A 22,890-nucleotide genomic window follows, 5' to 3' on the forward strand; every position below is an offset into this window, starting at 1 on the left:
TATTCAATTATGAAAAAACATCGTTATGGATTATGGATTACAGTCATTGTCGTTATTATTGCAATCATTGGTGGCGCCTTCTGGGCAAATGGTCGGAAGAAGGCCAGTTCTTCAACCAAACCAACAATCAACATTGCCACGGCAGGAACTATTTTTCCAAATGCCTACCGTCAAAATCACAAACTGGTTGGGTATGACGTCGATGTTGCAAAAGCTGTTGCAAAGGCAGAAGGCTATAAGACTAAGTTCACTGTTACCGACTTTGATGGGATTTTTGGACAGGTCGACAGTGGTCGTGTAGATACTGTTGCCAATGACATTGGCGCTACCCAAGAGCGAAAGCAAAAGTATATTTTCACCACGCCATACAACAATGAAACAACGAATATCGCTGCCAAGAAGGGAACGAGTTACCAGAATCTCAAAGACTTTGAAGGCAAGACTGTTGCAACAAGTGGTGCTGGTAATAACTTCATTACCACGTTAAAGAAGTATGATCCAAAAATCAAAATCAAGGTTTACGAGACTCGGGACCAAGCAACTCAGGCTCTCATCACTGGTCGCGTTGACGGCTTACTATACTCACGAGCTACTTTGAGCGCCATTATCAAAAAGCAAAACTTGAACTGGCACGTTGTGAAGGATAGTGCAGGACAAGCATTAGTCGCCTACCCGTTTAAGAACGATACTCACGGTAAAAAACTACGCAAAGTCTTCAACAAAGGACTTGCCAAGATTACTAAAGATGGTACTTTGAACAAAATTTCGACTAAGTACTTCGGTTACAACATTACTAGCCAAATCAAATAAGGAGGCTGATGAAAAATGACGTTTAGTTGGACGTATTTTATCGGTTTATTTCCACAGTTAATTAAGTACATTCCGTTGAGTTTATTTATGGCGGTTGTTGCAATGCTGATTGCAGTGATAGTCGGCGGTTTATTAACTTTAGTACAACTGTACGCGGCTAAGCCATTTCAATTACTGGTGAAGCTTTACGTCTCATTTTTCCGAGGAGTTCCAACATTGGTACTGCTCTTCATTGTTTATTATGGCTTACCAGAAATTTCGCCAACGTTTAAGGGTATTTCGGCTTTAACCGCAGCAATCGCGGGACTTGGTGTTAAGCAGTCAGCTTACTTGATTGAAATTTTCCGTGCCGGTATCACTTCTGTAGATGAAGGACAGATTGAAGCTGGTGAAACGTTAAATTTCAGTTTCACGCGAATTTTCCTCAGCATTATCTTGCCACAGGCAGCGTTGAATGCCTTGCCGGCCACGGGTAATACCTTTGTTTCTTTGTTAAAAGAGACTTCGTTAGCCTTCACTTTAGGAGTGACCGAAATCTTTGCGGATGGGAAATTACTTGCTAGTGCTTCGTTGCGTTTTTTTGAAGTCTACGTTGCAGTTGGTCTGATTTATTGGGTCATGATCATTATATATACCTGGGCTCAAAAATATGTAGAGGACTTACTCAGTAAACCTTATAGGAGGGTGGTTGCCAATGTCGTTGATTCAGATCAGCAATCTAGCAGTGCAATTTAGCCAACACAAAGTTTTGAAAAATATTGATTTAACCTTTGAAGAAGGTAGTGTAACAGCTATTGTGGGACCATCTGGTTCTGGTAAAACCACCTTACTTCGAACCCTGAATCTGCTGCAGTCACCATCTGAGGGGACAGTGACAGTGGCGGGGATAACAGTTGATGCCAAACATATCAGCAAAGCCGATGTGCATAAGATTCGCAGTCAGTCGACGATGGTCTTTCAGCAGTTTAATTTGTTCAAAAATTTAACGGCACTGGAAAACGTTATGTCACCACTGATTTACAACAAGTTGGCTGGATTTGATGAGGCAAAAGCAATTGCACTGAAAGTTCTCAGCGATTTTGGATTGGAATCAATCGCTGATCAATACCCGGTAACACTGTCCGGTGGGCAATCTCAACGGGTATCGATTGCAAGGGCAATCGTTGCCAAGCCTAAGGTGGTCCTGTTTGACGAACCAACGTCAGCATTGGATCCAGAAATGGTGTCAGATGTTCTAACGACCATTGCCCAGCTGGCACAACAGCATATCACTATGGTGATTGTGACCCATGAAATTGAATTTGCACGCCAAATTGCCAACAACGCTATTTTTGTTGAGAACGGTGAAGTTATAGCACAGGGCCCAGCTAACAAGATCTTATCCACCAAGGGAACTGGTCGGATAGCAGATTTTGTTAATTCGTTGGAAAACCGTGTCATTTCGACACCACAGCAAACCAATACTAGTGAAGTGGTCACACCTCGTTTTAGACTATTGCAAAGTGGTGCGAATTAGGGCTTAGAGTGGAGTGAATTTGTACAATAGATTAGTGTGAGGAGGTTTATAAATGGCGATTTCGGAAGCGTTATTATCAAAAGTTATTGCCCTTAGACATGAATTTCATCAGCATCCAGAAGTGTCAGCCCATGAGTTTGAAACAACAAAGAGAATTACGGAAATTCTTGAACACTGGGGTATCACGGTTAATCAAACTTCTTTAGTGACCGGTGTCGTTGCAACTATTGAAGGCGCCCATCCCGGCAAGCAAGTGACGTTGCGTGCGGATATTGACGCATTACCGATAACCGAAGCCACCGATTTGAGTTTTAAAAGTGTCAATGATGGCGTGATGCATGCTTGTGGTCATGATATTCATTTATCGAGTTTATTGGGTGCGGCTTATTTGTTGCAGCAAGAGCGAGACCAGTTAACTGGAACGATTCAACTGCTATTTCAACCGGCTGAAGAAGCAGAACATGGTGCTGAAAAGGTACTGAATGCGCACGTGCTTGACCATACTGTTGCAATGGCCGGGTTTCATAACAACCCCAACTTACCGGTTGGGACGATTGGCCTGAAAGCTGGCAGTCTGATGGCCGGTTGTTACCATTTTGATATTACACTTCATGGCGCCGGGGCCCATGGTGCCAGACCAGAAAAAAGTCGTGATCCAATTGTGGCACAAGCTGCGGTGGTCACAGCATTGCAGACGGTAGTAAGCCGGAACGTCAAGCCGTTGGAGGCAGCAGTTGTCAGTGTAACCCAGGTTCATGGTGGCGATACTTGGAATGTGTTGCCAGAGGAGGTCACACTGGGTGGCACGGTGAGGACGTTCAACGATGAGACCACCGAGTTGGTTAAGCGACGAATGGAACAGTTAGTTTCTCAGGTCGCTGCCGCATATGATGTTACTGCCGACTTTGATTGGGCAATTGGTGCCTACCCGATTCAAAATGATGCCGATTTGGTCTCTGCAATTAGGCCAGCCGTGAGTGAACACGCGGAGGTAATTGTTCCCGAAGTATCGATGGCTGGAGAAGATTTTGCCACTTTTCAGCAACAAATTCCCGGTGTCTTTGTGTTTATTGGTTCTAATGGTGCACCAGACGCTGCTGATTGGCATGATCCTTATTTTGTGGGGTTGGATTCCACTTTGAAGTTCGGCATTCAATATTTTGTGGACGCTGCTCATGCTTTGAGTGAATATGCTGCTAAGAAGGCGGAATAAATGGTGGTGATTACTTGGCAATTCATTATGAAACAACAGCTTTAAAAAATTTAACGAGTCAGATTTTTCAACGCTTACAAGTATCACCTGAAGATAGCCAACAATGGGCTGATAACCTGATTGATGCGGACTTACGTGGTATTCGTTCACATGGTATTCAGCGAGTAAGCATGTACGTCAGAAAATTACGAGCTGGTGAAATTGATGTTGATCAACACGCATCGATTGTTAAGGACAGTGGTGCGGTTACAGTGATTGATGGGCAATATGGAATTGGTCAAAAAGTTGCTACTGAAGCGATGCAACGTGCCATTGAAAAGGCGCAACAACTGGGTGTCGGTATCGTAAGCGTTAGACATTCCAATCATTTTGGTGCAGCTGGGTACTACGCTCGTTTGGCAAGTCAAGCTGGATTGATCGGAATTTCAATGACAAATACCAACCCATTAACGGTACCAACTGGCGCCCGAGATGCATTCTTGGGAAGTAACCCAATTGCTGTGGCAGTACCGGCTGACCCGCAGGATTTTGTCTTTGATGGCGCGATGTCCACCGTGTCCCTAGGAAAGTTTGAAATATTGGCGAAACAGAACTTGCAAGTGCCTGGTGTCTGGGCCTTGGATGAAACCGGTAATGTGACCCAAGATTCTAATCGGCTGTTAAATAATATGCGCCAACCCCATCGTTTTGGTGGCGTATTGCCAGTCGGGGGGTTAGGCGAAACGGATGCTGGCTATAAAGGGTTTGGTCTAGCACTGGTTGTGGAACTATTAACCTCGGTCTTAGCGAATGGCCCGTTGTCCGCCGATTTAGGCGGTAAGCAATGTGGAATCAGTCATTTTTTTATTGCTTTGAATCCGAGCTTCTTTGGTGATGCAACGGCATTTAAAAGTCGGGTAACGTTGCTCTTAACGCGTTTGCGCGAATTACCCGGACTGGGTTTGACTGGCGTTCGAATTGCTGGGGATCGAGAATGGCAAACTTATCAACAAAATCAAGTTGACGGGATTACTTTAGAGCCAGCAACTATCAGGGAATTGAACAAGATTGCCACAGAATTGGGTGTTGATAGTAGCCCAGTTTTTGGTAGAGAGGTGGACTAAATTGAGTAATCAAAAGTTTGATACGGAGCGGTTACATGCTGGTTATGATCCGGCTGACCACCAATATGCGTCTTCCGTACCAATTTATGAATCGGCAGCCTTTGGTTTTGGTGATGCCGCTCGAGCAAATGGAATTTTAGGTGGCACAGTATCTGGTTATAGTTACACTCGTAACGGAAATCCCACTACCGCAGTGTTAGAGAAGCGCATTGCTGCTCTGGAAGGTGGCGTTGACGCAGTAGCAGTTGGGTCAGGGATGGCAGCTATTACATACACAATTTTAAACGTTGCTGAGGGTGGTGGCAGAATCTTGGCCCCAACTAATATTTACGGTGCCAGCTTAGATGAGTTTCGTACGCTATTTCCTAAATTTGGGATCCAGTTTGATTTTTATGATGACGTCAATGATTTGGATGAAGTTAAAAAACGACTTCATCCGGATACTAAAGCAATTTATGTCGAAAGTGTTGCTAATCCCAGCACGGAAATCACAGATATTGAGGCATTGGCCAAGATTGCTCATGAAAATGGCATCCCGTTAATCGTTGACAACACATTTCCAACCCCATATCTATTGCAGCCTTTCAAATTCGGTGCAGATATCGACGTTTATTCATCAACCAAAGGGATCAATGGTCACGGGAATGTTATTTCTGGACTGGTTGTTGATCATGGCCAGTTTGATTGGGCCAACGGGAAGTTTCCACAATTTACAGAGCCTGAGTTTACCTTAGGGGATGAAGAAAGCGGTAAGCAGGTTAGCTTCGTTGATAAGTTTGGCAAAGGGGCCTTCGCAGCTCGCATTCAAACGAAATATGTTCGCTTGTTTGGCGGATTGTTGGGACCATTTGAAGCTTATTTAGTTCTACTGGGACTGGAGACTATTTCAGAACGGTTGGAGAAAGAAGTGGCAAATGCGACCGCAGTGGCTAAATACTTGGCAGCTAATCCCCATGTCAAACGGGTCTATTACTCTAGTATTGAACCGAACAATTCTTTGCTACCCAAGTATTTTCCAAAGGGGATTGGGGCAATCTTGGCCTTTGAGGCGTCTGGGAGTGAAAAGGAAGTCGCAAACATTTTGGATAATGTTGAGCTGTTTAGCTATCTGCCCAATGTGGGGGATGCCAAATCGCTGATCGTAAACCCTACTCGGACGACTCACCGAGAGATTCCAAGTGCAATTCGCGCTAAGCATGCGCTGAATAATCAAGTCATCAGGTTGTCCATTGGTTTGGAGGATGCAGCTGATTTAATTGCTGATTTAGATCAGGCAATTACCAAAGCGTTTAATAAGTGAGAAAGAGGTGGCGACACTTGAAAATTCGGTTAATGGTCCCCGAAGATTATGAGTCTGCGTATCAGTTGTGGTCAAGAACTCCTGGGATGAACTTAAATTCTTTGGATAATAGCTTTGAGGGAATCAAGAAAATTATCGACCGTAACCCCACGCTGTGTTATGTTGCGGAAGATCAACAGCAGATTGTGGGAACACTGCTGGGTGGTACGGATGGCAGAAAGGGTTATTTTTACCATACAGCCATTGACGAGCACTATCGTGGCCAGCATATTGGTAGTCAATTGATCCAGTCGGTATTAAAGGGCTTCAAAGAGCAAGGCGTTCAGAAAGTTGGGCTATTTACAACCAACGATAATCCTGCGGGAAAGGCATTCTGGGAACACCTTGGCTTCAGTGAACGAAGTGATATTACGTATTTAGATAAAGATATATAGTTGTAATGAAGGGCAATTTCAGTACGCAAAAGCCAAAGATGAACATGTCATCAGCAAAGTAGATTTACTAATCGTTTTCTCACAAAAACGTTTGACATCCTCATCTTAAACAGTTATATTAATCACAAGTTACAAATCGAAGGAGGATCAACAATGACTGCCCATTTAGTTAAAGCTCAAATGCAAAATAGTTGTTGTCAAACGTCGCGTGTTCTGCGATGTTTGGCCTGTTAAGCATTGACTTTTAAAGGGTAATTGTTGATTTAACCTAAAAGTCTCTGTTCCAGGTGGAACGGAGTCGAGGAGCGCGCCAATTCTGAAAGAGGAATAGGCGCTTTTTTTGTGGGTGAGTGTGAAGAAAAACGCTTTGATAGCGGCCTGTAAGGGACCATCGGGAAAAATCCCGGTCTTGGATTTATCCCGATGGTCCCTTACACATAGCTATCAGTTTTTCTGAGCACGTTAGGGCACGGAGGCCATACAGAACCACATAGCTATCAGTTTTGTGGAACGTGTTAAGGCACGGAGACCCGAAAAAGCTTCTAAACTGCCCCAAAAACAACAATTATCCCTACCCAAGAAAGTACAACTCAATCAAAGGAAAGGGATCCCCAAAATGCTAATCAAATCAATCCAAGAACTCATCGGCAACACCCCGTTAATCGATTTACAAATCAGCATTCCCAACCATTCGCACATTTACGCGAAGTTAGAAATGTTTAATCCCGGCGGCAGCATCAAAGATCGGCTGGGTCAGTACATGATTCAAGACGGTATCGATAAAGGTAAAATCACCGTCACCACCACAATTATTGAACCGACAGCAGGCAATACCGGTATCGGGGTTGCGCTGGCAACCCAGGAACATCATTTACCAACGATTCTGGTTGTGCCCGAGAAATTCAGTTATGAAAAGCAAACGCTGATGAAGGCTCTAGGCGCACAACTCATCAATACACCGGCTGAGGATGGGATTAAAGGCGCCATCCAAAAAGCCCGAGAAATTGCCGCCCAAACTCCAAATAGTTATGTGCCCATGCAGTTTGAGAATCCGGCTAATCCGGCGGCCTATTATCACACCTTAGCACCGGAACTGATTGCCGATCTCAGTCAACCTATTGACGCCTTTGTGGCCGGCGCGGGTTCTGGCGGCACCTTTGCTGGAATCGCTAAGTACCTGAAGGAACAGAATCCCAACACTCAATCAATCGTGGTTGAACCAGAGGGATCCATTTTAAATGGTGGGCCAGAGCATCCCCACAAGACGGAGGGGATTGGCGTTGAATTCATCCCACCGTTTTTCAAGGATGTCCAAATTGACCAGACGTTGACGATTTCGGATGCGGATGCCTTTAAGTATGTGCGGCAGATGGCAGCGGAACAGGGGCTATTTATCGGCAGTTCATCAGGTGCAGCGTTGGCGGCGAGCTTAAAGGTAGCTGAGCGGTTACCCGAAAACAGCACCATCGTTACGGTATTCCCAGACAGTTCAGAACGATATATGAGTGAAGACATTTATGGCAACACAACATCAGGCAAAGTAGAGGAGACTTTAAAATGAACTTTGAAACGAAACTATTACACGGCGGCATCAGTGAAGATCCATACACGGGTGCAACTTCCATTCCCATTTACATGGCATCAACCTTCCATCAAACTAAAATCGGCGAATCTAAGTACGAATACTCCCGTTCTGGCAACCCCACTCGTGAAGCAGTGGAGTCACTGATTGCGGATCTCGAAGGCGGCACTCAAGGTTTTGCCTTTGCTTCTGGCTCAGCAGCTATTGACACCGTGTTTTCAATGTTCAGCGCTGGTGATGATTTTATCGTTGGTAACGATGTTTATGGTGGAACTTTCCGCCTGATTGACACCGTACTAAAGCGGTTTGGCATGACCTTTAGCGTGGTCGACACACGTGATCTGGCTGCCGTTGAAGCAGCTATCAAGCCTACGACCAAGGCCATTTATCTAGAAACACCAACGAATCCCTTGCTACGGGTGACAGATATTCAAGCAGTTGCTGATCTGGCTCACAAACACGACTTACTGAGCATTATTGATAACACGTTTAGTTCACCATACGTACAGCGGCCGTTGGAGCTGGGCGTAGACATTGTTCTCCATTCAGCTTCGAAGTATCTGGGCGGGCATTCCGATGTGATTGCCGGCGTAATTGTCACCAAAGATGACCAGTTGGGTGAAAAAATCGGCTATCTGCAAAATGCCATTGGTGGCATCCTAGCACCACAGGAAAGCTGGTTATTGCAACGGGGGATGAAAACCTTAGCACTGCGAATGCGGGCTCATTTGGCGAATGCGCAAGCCGTTTTTAATTATCTTTCTGACCAGCCAGCAGTGGCAAAAATCTACTATCCGGGTGATCCAGAGAATCCTGATTATGAAATTGCTAAAAAGCAGATGCATCATGGTTTTGGTGCTATGATTTCCTTTGAATTACAACCAGGACTAGATCCGAAGAAGTTCGTGGAAAACCTTAAAATTGTCACGTTGGCTGAAAGCCTGGGTGCACTAGAATCGTTGATCGAGATTCCAGCACTGATGACCCACGGCGCAATTCCACGGGAAATTCGGCTTAAGAATGGCATCAAGGACGAATTGATTCGCCTTTCAATTGGAGTTGAGGATGAACAGGATCTGTTGGCCGATCTAGACCGCGGCTTCAAAGCCTTACAAGGGAGCGAGAAGTATGCTGCAAACACCGCGAGCCATCCTGAAGCGTGATCCAGCGGCACATAACTTGCTACAAGTTGTACTGACTTATCCGGGGGTTAGAGCATTGTTTTGGCATCGGATTGCTCATTTCTTGGATAAACGGCGACACTATGTTTTGGCAAGTAGCTTGAGTCAGCACGCTGCAAAGATTACTGGGATTACCATCGACCCAGCTGCTCAAATCGGTAAGCGAGTCTTCATCGACCACGGCACCGGTGTTGTCATTGGTGCCACTGCAATTGTGGAAGATGACGTGACCATTTTACATGGGGTGACGCTGGGTGCCCGAAACAGTGTTGAGAATGGTCGTCGTCACCCAATCGTCAAGCGGGGTGCGTTCATCGGTGCCAACGCTTTGTTGTTAGGACCAATCGTTGTTGGCGAACAAGCTAAGATTGGGGCTGGCGCGGTTGTCTTGAAGGATGTGCCTGCCCACTGGACCGCGGTGGGGAATCCGGCGCGGTTGATGCGTAAAAATATTAAACTGATGCCTATCTCACTAAAATCTGCTCATGAACGAGCAAACGCCTGACTAAATCTATCATTAAACCCCCATAGTTTTCTAATCTTAACATTGACACTCCTCAGATACTGTTTAATAATTGAAAGTAATCAATTATTAGGAATCAACTGGGAGAGTGAGGATCCCTTGCTGTTCGATATGTGAACTGGAAGGGATTTCTTTGATTAAATTTTGGGTAGGAGACTGACATATAATGACAAAGATTTTAGCTTACAACGTGCGGATTGACGAACAGCCATTTATCGATCAATGGTCGCAGGAGCATGGTGTACAAGTTGATAGTACCGATAAAGAACTGCATGATGATACGGTTGAGATGGCTAAGGGCTACGATGGTGTTGATTTTAAACAACGAACCATTGTCACGCAGGACCCCGATTTTTATAAAAAATTAGCTAGCTATGGCATCATTCAGCTGTCAGCTCGGTCAGCCGGTATCGACACTGTGAACTTGAAGTGGGCCAAAGACAATCATCTGCGGGTCACTAATGTGCCATCATACTCACCAGAAGCCGTTGCTGAAATGGCCTTGACTCAAGCGATGCAGTTGACCCGTCATATCCCACAGTTCAATGACCGTCTTAGTGACAGTAACTATGTTGTGCTCGGCTTACGGTCTCGTGAACTCACCGAATTAACGGTGGGGATTATCGGTGTTGGTCGGATCGGCGGTAAGTTAGCACGGATTTTCCATGCTCTTGGCGCAACCGTGATCGGCAACGATTTACGGGCACCCCGCGAAGATTTGCGCGGCATTATGACCTACGTCAGCAAGGAAGAACTGTATAAACGTGCTGACATTATTTCCGTACACGTCTGGGGTGGCGATGATAACTTCCATCTGATTAACGACAAAGCTTTTGCGCAAATGAAACCAACCGCATACTTCATCAACGATTCCCGCGGTCCAGTGGTGGACACACAGGCGTTGATCAGTGCGTTGAATAATCAGCAAATTGCGGGAGCAGCACTGGACGTGGTTGAGGATGAAACCAAGATTTTCAACCAAAAGTTCGACGGTTCAACACCGGTTGATCATTATAATCAGCTCAAGCAAATGACCAATGTTTTGTTAACGCCCCACGTGGCATTCTTTACTGATCACGCGGTGAAGAACATGGTGATGCAGTCGCTGGATGATACCTTAGCGATTATTAGTGGTGGGGTGAGTGAGCATGAATTTTAGAGAGCGTGGAACAACGGGGTTGATTCCAGAATATAAGTTAAAAAATACGAGGTTCCCTGATTTTGGGAACCTCGTATTTTTTGACTCATATGGCCGGAATCACAGTTGTGGAACGCGTTTAATAGATGTAGAGCGTGGAAGCAGGCGTTAAGGGACTGTAGTGTAAGATACTTTTGGTGGAAATTTTGAACTTTGAATTTTTACCAGAAGTGTCTTACACATAAGTTCCTGCCTGCTGGAACGCGTTTAGGCTACGTAAGAGCCACACGCTAATTCACACGCCAATCCCAAATAACTATTTCTTACCCAATTCCTTCAAACTCTTCAAAGCAACTTGCTTATAAACATCATTCATGACTAAGAATTGACTTAGTTCAACGTATTCGTTCATCTTATGGGAGTTTTCCCAGTCGCCAGCACCGAGAACGATGATTGGAAATTGGTTTTCAGCCTTGCGATATTCTGATGCATCGGTGGCACCGTGGATTACTTTAAGTTCAACGTCACGGTTGAGCGCCTTGCTTGATTCGGACTGCGCCAGTTGAACCAGTGGATCTTCCTTATCGGTGACCATTGGATCAAAGGACATGTCCACGTTGAAGGCGAGGTCGGTGTCTGGTGCTGAGCTCAATCCGCGAGTAATCATGTTCAGACGCTTGATCACAGCGCCGTTACCAAATTCTGGTGTGGCGCGGATGTTACCTTGTAATTCAGCGTGACCAGGAATCGTGTTCACTTGATCGCCACTATGGAAAACGGTGATGCTGTGAACCAGTGGACCAACTTCTTCGCTGGGCTTAACGTCAGCAAAAAGATCTGCTTCCGCGTTCACAAATTTAACCAGGTTAGTCAAGGCGTTGACGCCCTGTTCTGGAATGGAACTGTGGACTGGCGTACCTTCAGAGGTCACGGTGTAATTCAGTGAACCATTGTGAGCATACACCACGTCACCACTGGTAGGTTCGCCAATAATCATGGCATTAACGTCATCAACTTCACCTTGTTCAGTGAGTTGTTTGGAACCCTGTGCACCATATTCCTCGCCAACGGATGCTAATAAACGGATACGGCCAGGAATTTTAGTTTTATCATCAGCTAGTTCAATCATGGCAATGACCATAGCAGCCAAACTGCCCTTCATGTCAGCACTGCCGCGACCGTATAGACGGTCACCGTGGATCTCAGCTGACAAGGGTTCATGAGCCCAGTCATCTAAGTTACCGAAACTGACAGTATCCATGTGGCCAGCAAAGGCGAAGACGGGTGTTGCATCTGGTTCGCCAAGTTCAGCAATCAAGTTGTTGCGTCCAGGAGACGTTTCAACTTGTTTGACTGTGATGCCGTGATCCGTGAGTAACTTTTCTAAGTAATCCGCGACCTCTTTTTCATGGTCGTTAGCCGAATCAATTTGCACCAAGTGCGTTAGGATGTCAATTTTATTTTGTTTATCCATGGTGACCTCCACTTTCATTTTTCAGACTTATACTTTTATTATAAACTTTTTTGCTGCGCTTGTCCCATTACGGACTTGTACAGTGGTGTGTGAAGTCCCTTTAAAATGCGATTATACCGCCATTAAATTAATTTTAGCAGTGCAAGTTAACGGCTGACAAATACGCCGATTTCTAAAATTTTATATAACGGCAGTAAATTTAAAACGGTGCTCCTCATCAATTTTGAGTAGCACCGTTATCGTAGTTAGTTACTTTTGTGAAGCCCCGGTAGTTGCATCCATGTTTTCGGGCATCTTCGGCTTGCCGGCTTTATCAGGTTTAGATGATGCACCTGAAATTGCGTCGAACGCACCGTTTTCAAACATGGCGATAATTTGATCAACGTTAGCTGTGCACTCTAAACACCCCAGATAGGCGCCTTCGTTATCACGTAAGGCATAGTAAGTGGTCATGATTTTGTGACCGTTCTGGGTACTTGGAATACTCATCGACTCCTTTTCACCAGCCTTGAAGCTGGCAATCAGGCCCTTGATGGCAGGGAGAATTTTTGCCGGATGAATTTCCGCCAGCGTTTTGCCGATTTGATCTTGAGAGCGAACGTGATTGCGATTCGGTTGATCCGAATACCAGCCAAACCGGTCGTCGGCATCAACTAAGTCCAATTCAAACGGAATCGTTTTGAAAATCTGCTGAAGTTCGGTCAGCGTCAATGTTCCACTGGGAAAAGTAACGTTGGCATCCTTCATAAATGGCTCATCTGACATAAAATCATCCTCCAATATTCACTTAATACCCCTATTATAGTACATTCACAGGTTACTTCAGGAAAATAACGGAAAAAAGACGTAAATAATACTTGCTAAATCAGAACATACGTTTGTATAATAGTTACAAACGTATGTTCGAGGTGAGCATGATGAATTACCAAAATGAACCTCATGGGGTCTTCTTTTTAATCGATAACAAGTCGTTTTACGCTAGCGTCGAAGCCGTGGCACGTGGGTGGAATCCATTAAAGATCAGTCTGGTGGTAATGAGTGAAGCCAGTAATACGAATGGTGGTCTGGTTTTGGCAACATCACCGGAAGCCAAGAAACGCTATCATTTGCAGGCCAACGTTTCTCGTGCTCGGGAAGTACCTCAGGACCCGCAACTGGCGGTCGTCCCGCCACGGATGAATTTGTATATCAAACGAAATTTACAGATCAACGATATTTTTCGACGCTTTGTTGCTAACGAAGATTTAATGCCATATTCCATTGATGAATCGATTTTGGATTTGACTCATTCTTGGCAGTTGTTTGGGAAATCGCCCCGGGATGTGGCGGTTCGAATTCAGAAAACCGTTCGTCGGGAACTTGGTTTATACACAACGGTTGGGATTGGTGATAACCCGGTCCAAGCTAAGTTAGCATTGGATCTTTACGCGAAACACGATACGGATTTGATTGGTGAAATCCATTATTCGACGGTACCAGAGAAAATTTGGCCGGTGAATCATTTAACCGACGTTTGGGGGATTGCGCACCGGACCGCAGATCATCTTAATCGATTAGGTATTCATAACATGTACGAGTTAGCTCACGTGGATCCCTATGAATTGAAAGGTGAGATGGGTTTGATGGGTCAACAACTATACGCCATGGCGTGGGGAATTGACCGGTCACAATTAAATAAGCGTCGCGGTCCCAAGAATGCCAGTTTAGGAAATTCACAGGTATTGCCGAGGGACTACGTCAAGCAAAAAGAGATTGAAACTGTCATCAAAGAAGTGGGTGAACAAGTAGCTTCACGGTTGCGCCACCATCACAAACAAGCTGGCTGTGTGTCACTTGGCATTGGCTTTTCTTACGCGGCCAGTGAGGCAGACGGCCGTGGTGGTTTTCATCAAGAGATGCGAATCGCACCCACGGATCAAAACGGCGAGATTGTTGCAGCATTAATTAGACTGTTTAGAAATAATTGGGACGGCCAAACGGTGCGTAATGTTGCGGTATACACTTCACGGTTGTGCGCTTCAACGGGCTTACAACTGAATTTCTTTGAACCAGCCCAAGCGCAAATTAAGCGCGCCAAAACGGATCACGTGGTTGACGCCATTCGTGACCGGTTTGGCTTCACTAGGTTAGTGTATGCCAGCAGTTTGCAAAAGGGCGGCACGGCGATTGAACGTGCATCATTAGTTGGTGGACATAATGGAGGAAACGCTTATGAATGATGATTTAAAATTAATAACGGAACGATTGGATGCCGGTTTTAAACGATTACCGCAAGTACGGTATCAAGTCCAGATTACGGATGATCCGTATGATAAAACGTATAATTTTTTTCTGAACTATCAACATCGTGGTCAACGGCTAAAGTCCCAGCCCTTGCACAGTATTCGTCAGTACCGCTTAACTTATTTGGAGCAGGTAGTTAAGGGCCTAAGGGAACATACTAAATTGAGTATTGAATATGTTGGTTTCACAGGTCAGCGTTGGCCATCTAACCAGCGCTTAATTCAAAGTAGGCGATTGAACGTTGAGTAAATTACGGCAAATCAATGATGACCAGCTAGTCCAACGTTTTTTCGATCACGATTACAGAGACCGTGGTGTGGTTAAATGGCAGGGGTATTATTTATCTGACCATACAGCCGCATTGAAAAAACAGGCTAAGCAAGAAGCTAAAAAATATCCAGCGAGGACACAGCAATCATTGGAAGAGATGGCTCAATTCCTGAGCGAAGCTTATGCTAAAGGTAAAACTGTTAGTATCCAGTTAAATGAACGGGATTTGAATGGTGAATGTTTGCCTGACATAGTTGGTAAAGTCATTGGTTATGATGATGAGATGGTTTACCTTGAAGGCCAACGTGGAGTGGCGATGGGGGAGATGAGAAATGTAGAGCGTGGAAGCAGGCGCTAAGAGACTGGCGTGAAAAGGGCTTCCGGTAGAAATCCCGAACTTGGATTTTTACCGGAAGCCCTTTACACATAAGTCTCTGCCTGCTGGAACGCGTTTGGGCGAGTAATGAAGTTTGCCTCATTTAGGGCACATTGCCGAAACGTGCTTCAGCAAGCAGACAGCTGCATGTAAAACAGCCCCACCACAAATCCTAAGCCCATGGACTTATGGTGGGGTTGTCTTACACTCCGCTATCTAACCGCTTACCTACACACTCAAACGTGTTTCAGCAGGCAAGGAGCTATGTGTAAGGTGATATTGGCATAAATCCAAACCCAGGATTTTTACCAACATCACCTTACATGACGCTCCTTAACCGCCTGCTTACACACTCTATTCCGGATCCCTCAACGACTTACCACTCTTCATCTGCTTAAATGCAGTAAAAGCATCATCAATCCGCTTAAACTCTTCGTCACTTAATTCAACGTCCAAGGCTTTCACATTCGCCGCCACCTGTTCCGGTTTTTTAGCACCCGGAATTACGACGCTAATGAGTGGATTCTTGATGTACCAGGCCAAAACAGTTTGTGTCACCGTCGCTTCGTGGGCCTCCGCAATCGGGCGAATAGCATCTACAGCTGTGAGGATATTGCCGTAACGTGGTTCTTGGAAGTCCGCAATTTGACTACGGATATCATCGTCTGGGAAGCTCGTGTCTCGCTGGTATTTTCCAGTCAATAAACCACTTGCCAATGGGAAGTAAGGCACGAAGCTGATATTGTTTTCTTTTAGATAGGGCAGCATGTCCGCACCGTGATCCTGGTGTAGCAGACTAAACTCGTCTTCCACTACGTCAACGTAACCGTCGGCGTTAGCTTCTTTTATCTGATCCAGACTGAAGTTGGAAACACCAATCGCCCGAATTTTACCTTGTTCTCGTAATCGTTGGAGTGCACCCACCGCTTCAGCTTTAGGGGTGTCGTGGTCGGGAAAGTGTAGGTAGTAAATATCGATGTAGTCGGTTCCTAATCGCCTGAGACTATTATCAACTTGTTGCGTAATGAACTTCGGGTCATTACGGATGACTTGTTCACCTGATGAAAAATCGTGGGCACCCTTGGTCGCAATCACCAACTGATGACGGTCAAAATCCTTGATTGCCTGACCCACCAGTTCCTCTGAGTGGCCAAGGCCGTAAACGTAGGCTGTATCCAATAAAGTAATGCCGTTTTCAATGCCGGTTTTAACAATGTTTAACCCATCGTCATCATTTAAATTAGGGAAGAGGTTATAGCCGCCAACTGCATTGGTTCCAAGACCTAGTGGGGTTGAGGTCACTTCTGATTTACCAATTTTAACTGTTTTTGACATTTTTGAATCCTCCTTGTAAGCGTTTTAACATACGTCCTTATTATAACCGGTTCAACCCTGTAAAATAAATAAAAATAATATTAGCACTCTACTTGCAAGAGTGCTAAAAAGGTGCTATTATATAATCGTTGACGGGGATATAAGAACTATATTAGACTTGTGTTTAATATAGAACTAATATCTGTCTCGACTGACTAGACTAACCAACTTAATAGCAATCAGCGAGGCACCGTCGACCAGACGGTGCCTTTGCGTTGTGCTTGGGCGTCAAATCACATGGGGGTGCATGTAATATGGCAAATCAATTTAACGATCCATTCTTTAATAACAACATGGATGACATGTTTAACAATCTATTTAGGCAAATGGGTAACGGTGAAACCGCTCGCTACGAAGTTAACGGGCATGAGTTAACACCGGATGAATTTGCACAATACCGTGCAACGGGGAAGTTACCAGACCGCGAACACGAAATCGAAGTGAACGATGCTGGCGACCACGCCGTTAAAAAGGGCGGTATTTTGGAAAAATTAGGTCGTAATCTTACCCAGGAAGCTCGTGATGGCTTGCTGGATCCGGTTATTGGCCGGGATAAGGAAATTCAAGAAACCGCTGAAATTTTAAGTCGACGAATCAAGAACAACCCAATCCTCGTTGGTGATGCTGGTGTTGGCAAGACGGCGGTTGTGGAAGGTTTGGCTCAAGCAATTGTTGACGGCAAGGTCCCTGAAGCAGTTCAGGGCAAGGAAATCTATTCCATCGACTTGTCTTCACTAGAAGCCGGCACACAGTTGCGTGGTTCATTTGAAGACAATATTAAAAACCTGGTTAAAGAAGTTAAGGCTGCCGGTAATGTCATCCTGTTCTTCGACGAAATCCACCAGATCTTAGGCATCGGTTCTACCGGTGGCGAAGAGAATGGTGGTAAAGGATTAGCTGACATTATTAAGCCAGCGCTTTCCCGTGGTGACATCACCGTAATTGGTGCCACAACTCAGGATGAATACCGGAACACCATTTTAAAGGACACGGCGTTAGCTCGTCGGTTCAATGATGTAACCATAAACGAACCATCTCCAGAAACCACTTTGGCAATTCTTAAAGGAATCAAAGGTCTCTACGAGAAGCACCATCACGTCAGTTTGCCTGACGATGTTTTGAAGGCTGCAGTGGACTACTCAGTTCAATACATGCCGCAACGGACATTACCAGATAAAGCGATTGACTTGATCGATATGACTGCAGCTCATTTGGCAGCTGGCAACGCTGGTTCTGATGAAGCAAGCCTGAAGGAACAACTTAAGGCTGCTAAAAAGACCAAGGATGAAGCGGCTAAAGCTGAAGATTACGAAAAAGCCGCTAAAGCCAAGGAACGCGTTAAAAAGTTGGAAGCACAGATTAAGAACGCTGACGACACCACTGAAAGTAACGTGGTTGCAACACCAAACGACGTGGCTGAATCCGTTCAGCGGCTGACGGGTATTCCGGTTGCCAAGATGGGTACCAACGATATCCAGCGTTTGAAGGGGATTGCTGATCGGTTGAAGTCTAAGGTCATTGGCCAAGACGAAGCTGTTGACATGGTGGCTCGTGCCATTCGTCGGAACCGTGCTGGTTTTGACGAAGGTAATCGGCCAATTGGCAGTTTCCTGTTCGTCGGCCCTACCGGTGTTGGTAAAACGGAATTGGCTAAGCAATTAGCGCTCGACATGTTTGGCAACAAGGATGCCATTATCCGTTTGGACATGAGTGAATACAGCGACCGAACCGCGGTTTCTAAATTAATCGGGACGAGCGCCGGCTACGTTGGCTACGAAGATAACGGTAATACGTTAACGGAACAAGTTCGTCGTAACCCTTACTCAATTGTCCTTTTGGATGAAATTGAAAAGGCGGATCCACAAGTATTGACCCTGTTATTGCAAGTTATGGATGACGGTCGTTTGACGGATGGTCAAGGTAACGTGGTTAACTTCAAGAACACGATTATCATTGCCACTTCAAACGCCGGCTTCGGTAATGAAGCTTTGACTGGCGACAAGGATAAAGACATCAGTTTATCCGAACGTCTAGCACCATACTTCAGGCCAGAATTTCTGAACCGGTTTAACGGAATCGTTGAATTCAGTCATCTGACTAAGGAAGATTTGAGTCAAATTGTTGACCTGTTATTGATCGATGTTAATAAAACGTTGGCCAAGAAGGGCATCACGTTGACCGTATCTGACGATGCTAAGAACTGGTTGATGCAGGAAGGCTATGATGAAGCAATGGGCGCACGTCCACTTCGTCGGGTTATTGAACAACAGATCAGAGATAAGGTCACTGATTTCTACTTGGATCACTTGGATGTCAAACACCTACAAGCTGATTTGGTAGATGGTACGATTAAAATCAGTGAAAAATCGGCGGTTACTGCATAATTATAGCCGTCAAAAAAGGGCGCTCACTTACCAGAAATGATAAGTGAGCGTCCTTTTTTGTGCTGTTTTGAATTCTGCCCTGAAGTAAAGATTGAAGTTAGCACAAGTATTTGATTCAATGTATCACGAGATTGATGAGGACGTGTTTGCAATGCCTACACGCCAGAAATTGATGGCGGATTTGAAAGTAAAATGCCATTTACAAGCACTGATTATCGACGACTAGATCGTAGAGACACTGAATATCTAGTAGAGCTGTCAAAAGACCTCGACATTATTGCTGAATTTGCTCTAGATAGCTAAAATCTGTAGTAATCACGATATTGCCAGAACAACGCTATTGCACCCAGCATTATTAGTATTGATCGCAATACACGATGCGTCATGGGAATGAGAAAGCAGCACAATTCGTACACGTCGAACAAGATAATTGGCATAAAGATTGGCAAGATATAAAGCTTATCTTTGATCTTTTTGAACATAATGCACCTCAATGGATATTATTTGGTGATTTAAGCTTACCATTTTGGGCTAAAAACGCCTAGATAATAGGGGAAATCGGTACAAAGTGATACAAATGTAGTGAAAAACGAGCAGAAATGATAAGTGAACGTCCTTTTAACTCATTGCGGGTCCCAACTACCCTTGAATAGTTGGCTCTTCAATTCTTCAGCCGTGAGTTTTTGTTTTTGATCAAATCCTTTAAATGGTCGGATAGTCTCCAGTGCTGAATTCTGATACCGCTTGGCCCGGGTTAGTGCGTAGTCCTCTAGAGAATCGTTTTTAACGTGGGTCATTAACCGCGCGCTCGGTGTGGTATAAGGGTTCTCAATCCGGTCTTCGAGATCTTCTAGTTCTTCTTGATATTCTGGCCCCAGCTGGATTTGGTTGGCGTACATTTCCAGCCGGCGCATGAGAGCCTTGGCCTTAGCCTGGAACTTAGTGACTGAAGTAGGTTCCTCTTCCGAAACGATTTCGTTCATTTCGTCGGCTCGCTTAATGACCTTTTCGACTTCTTCCGGGTGTAATGCCGGCGTCATGATGAAATAGCTGGCCATTAATCTTAGAAAACGTAACGTTCCAGTTCGAACGCCCACTGAACTGCTGGGATCCAAGTCTAGCATTCTCAGTTCCAGATACTTGACGCCAGTTTTTGGTAAGTCCTTTAAGTTAGAGTTACCCTTCAGACGAATAGCACCGTGAAATTCATAGTCGGAAATTAATGTCCCATCCTTGGCACCTTTTTCAATCCGGTCGACATAACGCTGTACACTGGTGTAATCACCTTTGAATTTTGTACCAAACCCGTAGACACTTTGGCGGATACTTCGCACTGGGTGGTCGGGTCCCTCATTCTTATCAAAATAGCCGGCTTCAGCGATTGGACTGGCACCGAAGAGGTAGGTGATCAACCAGCGATAACGATTAAATCCCTGGGCAATCACAGTGTAGAGGTAGTTTTCTAAGTCTACTCGATTGGGAAAACGGTCTTTTAGATGTTCATATACCAATTCAAAAACGTGGTCATCGATACTCAGGTTAATGTGGGCACCACATGGCGTTCCAGCTGCAAAACCGTGCCGCTTGACCCATTCGTGCAGATAGGCTTCCTTATCAGGTCCCATTTTGGCGAGTGGAATAGTTGATTTATCCTTGGGTAAACGTGGTGGCATCGAAAGTGGCCACAAGAGTTCACCTGGTGAAAGCGCAGTTCGCAATGCGTTATTCAAACTAAATAAGTAGTGCATCGCATCCAATGCGTGGCTGGCAGGTGGCGTCACCACTTCCGACATGGTTTCCAAGAAATCATTGGTGATCCACGGATTAGTTCGTTCATCGCCAGCACCAGCCGGATAAGGCTCCTGACTTAACTCTCCGGTTTCATCAACTCGCTGCATTTCAATTTCTAGCCCCATGGTGAAATCCTGTGTTTTCGCCACTGCTTCATTATCAAAAATTAATTGCCCGATCTCGCTAAACATCACGAGTTACCCCCTATGTGTATCTGATTAGATTATTAACATTCTATGAGAAAACATTATTCCTTAGTGTACACTTTTCTAATAATGTAGTACAGCAAATTCGGTAATTAATTTGTTAAATGCGGTAACAATGCCGGACTAATCGCTTGCGGTTAAGTCCTGTAATCGGTATGCTAAATGCAATGAAAGCGCTTAATTAGAATGGAGGCATTCATATGAAAGTCATCGTTATTGGCGGCATCGCAGGCGGACCATCATTTGCCACCCGGTTTCGGCGGTTAAATGAACAAAACGAGATTGTAATTCTGGAGCGTGGGGAGTATATCTCCATAGCCAGCTGTGCGTTGCCGTACTATCTAGGTGGCGTTATTACTGATCGCGATTCGCTGATTGAGCGGACACCAGCAGTGCTGAAACAGAAAAATAACATTGATGTGCGGGTACATCACGAAGTTACCGCCATTGATCCCAAACGACACGTGATAAACGTAACTAATCTGGATGCCGATGAACAGTATCAAGAATCCTACGACAAATTGGTGTTGGCAACTGGTGCTAGACCGGTTTTGCCACCAATCAAGGGAATCGAAACGGCGACCAACGTATTCACGCTACGCAGCTTGGCCGATGGTGATCGCATTAAGAATTATCTCCAGTCGGAAAATCCTAAACGGGTTACCATTCTGGGCGCTGGCGCAGCGGGTATAGAACTGTCTGAGAATCTACGTCGAATCGGAATGACTGTTACCTTAGTGGACCAAGCTGATCGAGTAATGCAACCCTATGATGGTGAGCTAACGGACTTTTTGCAGGAAGAACTCGTTAATAATGGTGTCGATGTGAGACTGGGTGAAACGATTGATTTAGTTGAAGAAAATGGTCATGAGCTTCATTTATCTGATGGTAGCGTGCTCACGACGGATATGCTGTTGGTCGTTGTTGGCGTCACACCCAACAGTGAGTTAGCTGGGAATGCCGGCTTACAGTTGTCGCCAGATGGGCACATCATTGTGGATGATCAGCTCGCAACATCAGCCACTGATATTTACGCCATCGGTGATGTGATTGAAACCACTAGTCGCATCACTGGACTGCCCGTTGCCAGCATGCTCTCCAGCGCCGCCAACCGTCAGGGACATTTACTGGCTGATATATTGAATGGGGAGCCATTACGCTACCCGGGTTTCGTGGGCGTTAGTGTTGCCAAGGTGTTCAATCTTACCGCTAGTATGGTGGGTTATTCGGAGCAAACCTTGCAGGCAGCAGGTGTCACGAATTACGATAGTTTGTTTATTACGCCTTTTGATCACGCTTATTTCTATCCGAATGCCAAACGACTGAATATTAAAGTGCTGTATGAACCCGATACTGGCAGAATTCTAGGAGGCCAATTTGTTGGTGAAAACGGTGTGGATAAGCGAGCAGGGGAACTGTCTGCAGCAATCGCAGGTGGGTTGACCATCGACGATTTGCCAAGCATCGAGTTGCCGTATTCACCGCCATTCTCAGCACCAAGGGATCCGCTGAACCTGGCTGGGTATGTCGGCATTAATCAGCGTCAACAGGCCAATCAAACGGTGCGGTATCGTGACTTAACTGAGCCGGAAAAATGGGCTGGTACCTTCCTGGATATTCACGAAGCGGGAAAACCAGTCAGCAGTAAAATCGACTCAGATTTGGCAATTCCCTTGACCGAACTTCGTGACCGGTTAAATGAAGTTCCAACTGGACACACCGTTTACATCCTTTATCGCAAAGGGCTAGGACCTTACAATGCCAGTCGAATCCTTGCTGGCAATGGCTATGACGTGAAGATAGTAACAGATGACTAATAAAACAGAAGGTGTGACACAACTCGGTAGATTCCAGAATATAACATAAACGAGCACCATTCCGATGGTCTTTATCGGGATGGTGCTCGTTTATGTTATATGGCCGGAATCTGAG

General features: G+C 45.3%; 20 protein-coding genes. 16 read left to right on the forward strand and 4 right to left on the reverse strand.

The annotated features are described in order from the left end of the window. The first annotated feature begins 9 nt into the window (after positions 1–9). The 11 genes from HC026_RS00775 to HC026_RS00825 all read left to right on the forward strand — a co-directional run bounded on the left by HC026_RS00775 (position 10) and on the right by HC026_RS00825 (position 10,821). Entirely contained in the window at positions 10–810 is an 801-nt protein-coding gene (locus tag HC026_RS00775) for a transporter substrate-binding domain-containing protein (RefSeq protein ID WP_168924061.1), read from the forward strand. A 15-nt stretch (positions 811–825) separates the two neighbouring features. Further along, complete coding sequence (locus HC026_RS00780; RefSeq protein WP_168924062.1) at positions 826–1,545, forward strand: amino acid ABC transporter permease; 720 nt, start codon at positions 826–828, stop codon at positions 1,543–1,545. Next, positions 1,505–2,326 (forward strand): amino acid ABC transporter ATP-binding protein, encoded by an 822-nt coding sequence (locus tag HC026_RS00785; RefSeq protein WP_168924063.1) that lies wholly within the window; start codon positions 1,505–1,507, stop codon positions 2,324–2,326. The genes HC026_RS00780 and HC026_RS00785 overlap by 41 nt, the downstream gene beginning before the upstream one ends. 52 nt (positions 2,327–2,378) lie before the next feature. After that, positions 2,379–3,539: an amidohydrolase gene (locus HC026_RS00790; protein ID WP_168924064.1), complete on the forward strand. Its 1,161-nt coding sequence runs from the start codon at positions 2,379–2,381 to the stop codon at positions 3,537–3,539. A gap of 14 nt (positions 3,540–3,553) precedes the next feature. Beyond that, on the forward strand, positions 3,554–4,642 hold the full coding sequence (locus tag HC026_RS00795; RefSeq protein ID WP_168924065.1) for an Ldh family oxidoreductase: 1,089 nt from the start codon (positions 3,554–3,556) through the stop codon (positions 4,640–4,642). Position 4,643: 1 nt separating this feature from the next. Beyond that, positions 4,644–5,942 carry an O-acetylhomoserine aminocarboxypropyltransferase/cysteine synthase family protein gene (locus HC026_RS00800; RefSeq protein WP_168924066.1) on the forward strand — a complete coding sequence of 433 codons (1,299 nt, stop codon included), beginning with the start codon at positions 4,644–4,646 and terminating at the stop codon, positions 5,940–5,942. 17 nt (positions 5,943–5,959) lie between these two features. After that, entirely contained in the window at positions 5,960–6,376 is a 417-nt protein-coding gene (locus tag HC026_RS00805) for a GNAT family N-acetyltransferase (protein WP_232843546.1), read from the forward strand. A gap of 616 nt (positions 6,377–6,992) precedes the next feature. Then, positions 6,993–7,937 (forward strand): PLP-dependent cysteine synthase family protein, encoded by a 945-nt coding sequence (locus tag HC026_RS00810; RefSeq protein ID WP_168924067.1) that lies wholly within the window; start codon positions 6,993–6,995, stop codon positions 7,935–7,937. Further along, positions 7,934–9,121 carry a trans-sulfuration enzyme family protein gene (locus tag HC026_RS00815; protein WP_168924068.1) on the forward strand — a complete coding sequence of 396 codons (1,188 nt, stop codon included), beginning with the start codon at positions 7,934–7,936 and terminating at the stop codon, positions 9,119–9,121. Before HC026_RS00810 ends, HC026_RS00815 begins: the two co-directional genes overlap by 4 nt. Further along, entirely contained in the window at positions 9,087–9,644 is a 558-nt protein-coding gene (epsC, locus tag HC026_RS00820) for a serine O-acetyltransferase EpsC (protein ID WP_168924069.1), read from the forward strand. Before HC026_RS00815 ends, epsC begins: the two co-directional genes overlap by 35 nt. A 184-nt stretch (positions 9,645–9,828) precedes the next feature. Further along, entirely contained in the window at positions 9,829–10,821 is a 993-nt protein-coding gene (locus tag HC026_RS00825) for a D-2-hydroxyacid dehydrogenase (RefSeq protein WP_168924070.1), read from the forward strand. A 295-nt stretch (positions 10,822–11,116) separates the two neighbouring features. Here HC026_RS00825 and HC026_RS00830 read toward each other — a convergent pair whose 3' ends face one another. Both HC026_RS00830 and HC026_RS00835 read right to left on the reverse strand, forming a co-directional pair. Further along, positions 11,117–12,274, reverse strand: coding sequence for an ArgE/DapE family deacylase (locus HC026_RS00830; protein ID WP_168924071.1), 1,158 nt, complete (start codon positions 12,272–12,274; stop codon positions 11,117–11,119). A gap of 249 nt (positions 12,275–12,523) precedes the next feature. Beyond that, a complete protein-coding gene (locus HC026_RS00835) occupies positions 12,524–13,039 on the reverse strand; it encodes a PAS domain-containing protein (protein WP_168924072.1) in 516 nt (171 codons plus the stop codon). Between the two features lie 152 nt (positions 13,040–13,191). Between HC026_RS00835 and HC026_RS00840 the strand changes: the two genes are divergently transcribed. Genes HC026_RS00840 through HC026_RS00850 form a run of 3 tightly spaced genes read left to right on the forward strand, consistent with a single transcriptional unit; the run spans position 13,192 to position 15,185 of the window. After that, on the forward strand, positions 13,192–14,493 hold the full coding sequence (locus tag HC026_RS00840; RefSeq protein ID WP_168924105.1) for a Y-family DNA polymerase: 1,302 nt from the start codon (positions 13,192–13,194) through the stop codon (positions 14,491–14,493). Next, positions 14,486–14,806 (forward strand): acetyl-CoA carboxylase, encoded by a 321-nt coding sequence (locus tag HC026_RS00845; protein ID WP_232843547.1) that lies wholly within the window; start codon positions 14,486–14,488, stop codon positions 14,804–14,806. Before HC026_RS00840 ends, HC026_RS00845 begins: the two co-directional genes overlap by 8 nt. Then, a complete protein-coding gene (locus HC026_RS00850) occupies positions 14,799–15,185 on the forward strand; it encodes a hypothetical protein (protein WP_211089348.1) in 387 nt (128 codons plus the stop codon). The genes HC026_RS00845 and HC026_RS00850 overlap by 8 nt, the downstream gene beginning before the upstream one ends. Positions 15,186–15,557: 372 nt before the next feature. Here the strand turns inward: HC026_RS00850 and HC026_RS00855 are convergent, their stop codons facing one another. After that, complete coding sequence (locus HC026_RS00855; protein WP_168924074.1) at positions 15,558–16,538, reverse strand: aldo/keto reductase; 981 nt, start codon at positions 16,536–16,538, stop codon at positions 15,558–15,560. Positions 16,539–16,831: 293 nt separating this feature from the next. Between HC026_RS00855 and HC026_RS00860 the strand changes: the two genes are divergently transcribed. Beyond that, positions 16,832–18,961 carry an AAA family ATPase gene (locus tag HC026_RS00860; RefSeq protein WP_168924075.1) on the forward strand — a complete coding sequence of 710 codons (2,130 nt, stop codon included), beginning with the start codon at positions 16,832–16,834 and terminating at the stop codon, positions 18,959–18,961. A gap of 623 nt (positions 18,962–19,584) precedes the next feature. On the opposite strand, the gene HC026_RS00865 is transcribed toward HC026_RS00860, so the two are convergent. Next, on the reverse strand, positions 19,585–20,943 hold the full coding sequence (locus tag HC026_RS00865) for a glutamate--cysteine ligase (RefSeq protein WP_168924076.1): 1,359 nt from the start codon (positions 20,941–20,943) through the stop codon (positions 19,585–19,587). Positions 20,944–21,158: 215 nt separating this feature from the next. Between HC026_RS00865 and HC026_RS00870 the strand changes: the two genes are divergently transcribed. Further along, entirely contained in the window at positions 21,159–22,775 is a 1,617-nt protein-coding gene (locus HC026_RS00870) for an FAD-dependent oxidoreductase (RefSeq protein WP_168924077.1), read from the forward strand. The last annotated feature ends 115 nt before the right edge of the window (positions 22,776–22,890 follow it).

Source organism: Secundilactobacillus angelensis (assembly GCF_012641075.1).
Classification (GTDB): Bacteria; Bacillota; Bacilli; order Lactobacillales; family Lactobacillaceae; genus Secundilactobacillus; species Secundilactobacillus angelensis.

Coding starts and splice junctions, on each gene's coding strand:
- HC026_RS00775 (WP_168924061.1), top strand. CDS start 10: ATGAAAAAACATCGTTATGGATTATGGATTACAGTCATTGTCGTTATT.
- HC026_RS00780 (WP_168924062.1), top strand. CDS start 826: ATGACGTTTAGTTGGACGTATTTTATCGGTTTATTTCCACAGTTAATT.
- HC026_RS00785 (WP_168924063.1), top strand. CDS start 1,505: ATGTCGTTGATTCAGATCAGCAATCTAGCAGTGCAATTTAGCCAACAC.
- HC026_RS00790 (WP_168924064.1), top strand. CDS start 2,379: ATGGCGATTTCGGAAGCGTTATTATCAAAAGTTATTGCCCTTAGACAT.
- HC026_RS00810 (WP_168924067.1), top strand. CDS start 6,993: ATGCTAATCAAATCAATCCAAGAACTCATCGGCAACACCCCGTTAATC.
- HC026_RS00815 (WP_168924068.1), top strand. CDS start 7,934: ATGAACTTTGAAACGAAACTATTACACGGCGGCATCAGTGAAGATCCA.
- epsC (WP_168924069.1), top strand. CDS start 9,087: ATGCTGCAAACACCGCGAGCCATCCTGAAGCGTGATCCAGCGGCACAT.
- HC026_RS00825 (WP_168924070.1), top strand. CDS start 9,829: ATGACAAAGATTTTAGCTTACAACGTGCGGATTGACGAACAGCCATTT.
- HC026_RS00830 (WP_168924071.1), bottom strand. CDS start 12,274: ATGGATAAACAAAATAAAATTGACATCCTAACGCACTTGGTGCAAATT.
- HC026_RS00835 (WP_168924072.1), bottom strand. CDS start 13,039: ATGTCAGATGAGCCATTTATGAAGGATGCCAACGTTACTTTTCCCAGT.
- HC026_RS00840 (WP_168924105.1), top strand. CDS start 13,192: ATGAATTACCAAAATGAACCTCATGGGGTCTTCTTTTTAATCGATAAC.
- HC026_RS00845 (WP_232843547.1), top strand. CDS start 14,486: ATGAATGATGATTTAAAATTAATAACGGAACGATTGGATGCCGGTTTT.
- HC026_RS00855 (WP_168924074.1), bottom strand. CDS start 16,538: ATGTCAAAAACAGTTAAAATTGGTAAATCAGAAGTGACCTCAACCCCA.
- HC026_RS00860 (WP_168924075.1), top strand. CDS start 16,832: ATGGCAAATCAATTTAACGATCCATTCTTTAATAACAACATGGATGAC.
- HC026_RS00865 (WP_168924076.1), bottom strand. CDS start 20,943: ATGTTTAGCGAGATCGGGCAATTAATTTTTGATAATGAAGCAGTGGCG.
- HC026_RS00870 (WP_168924077.1), top strand. CDS start 21,159: ATGAAAGTCATCGTTATTGGCGGCATCGCAGGCGGACCATCATTTGCC.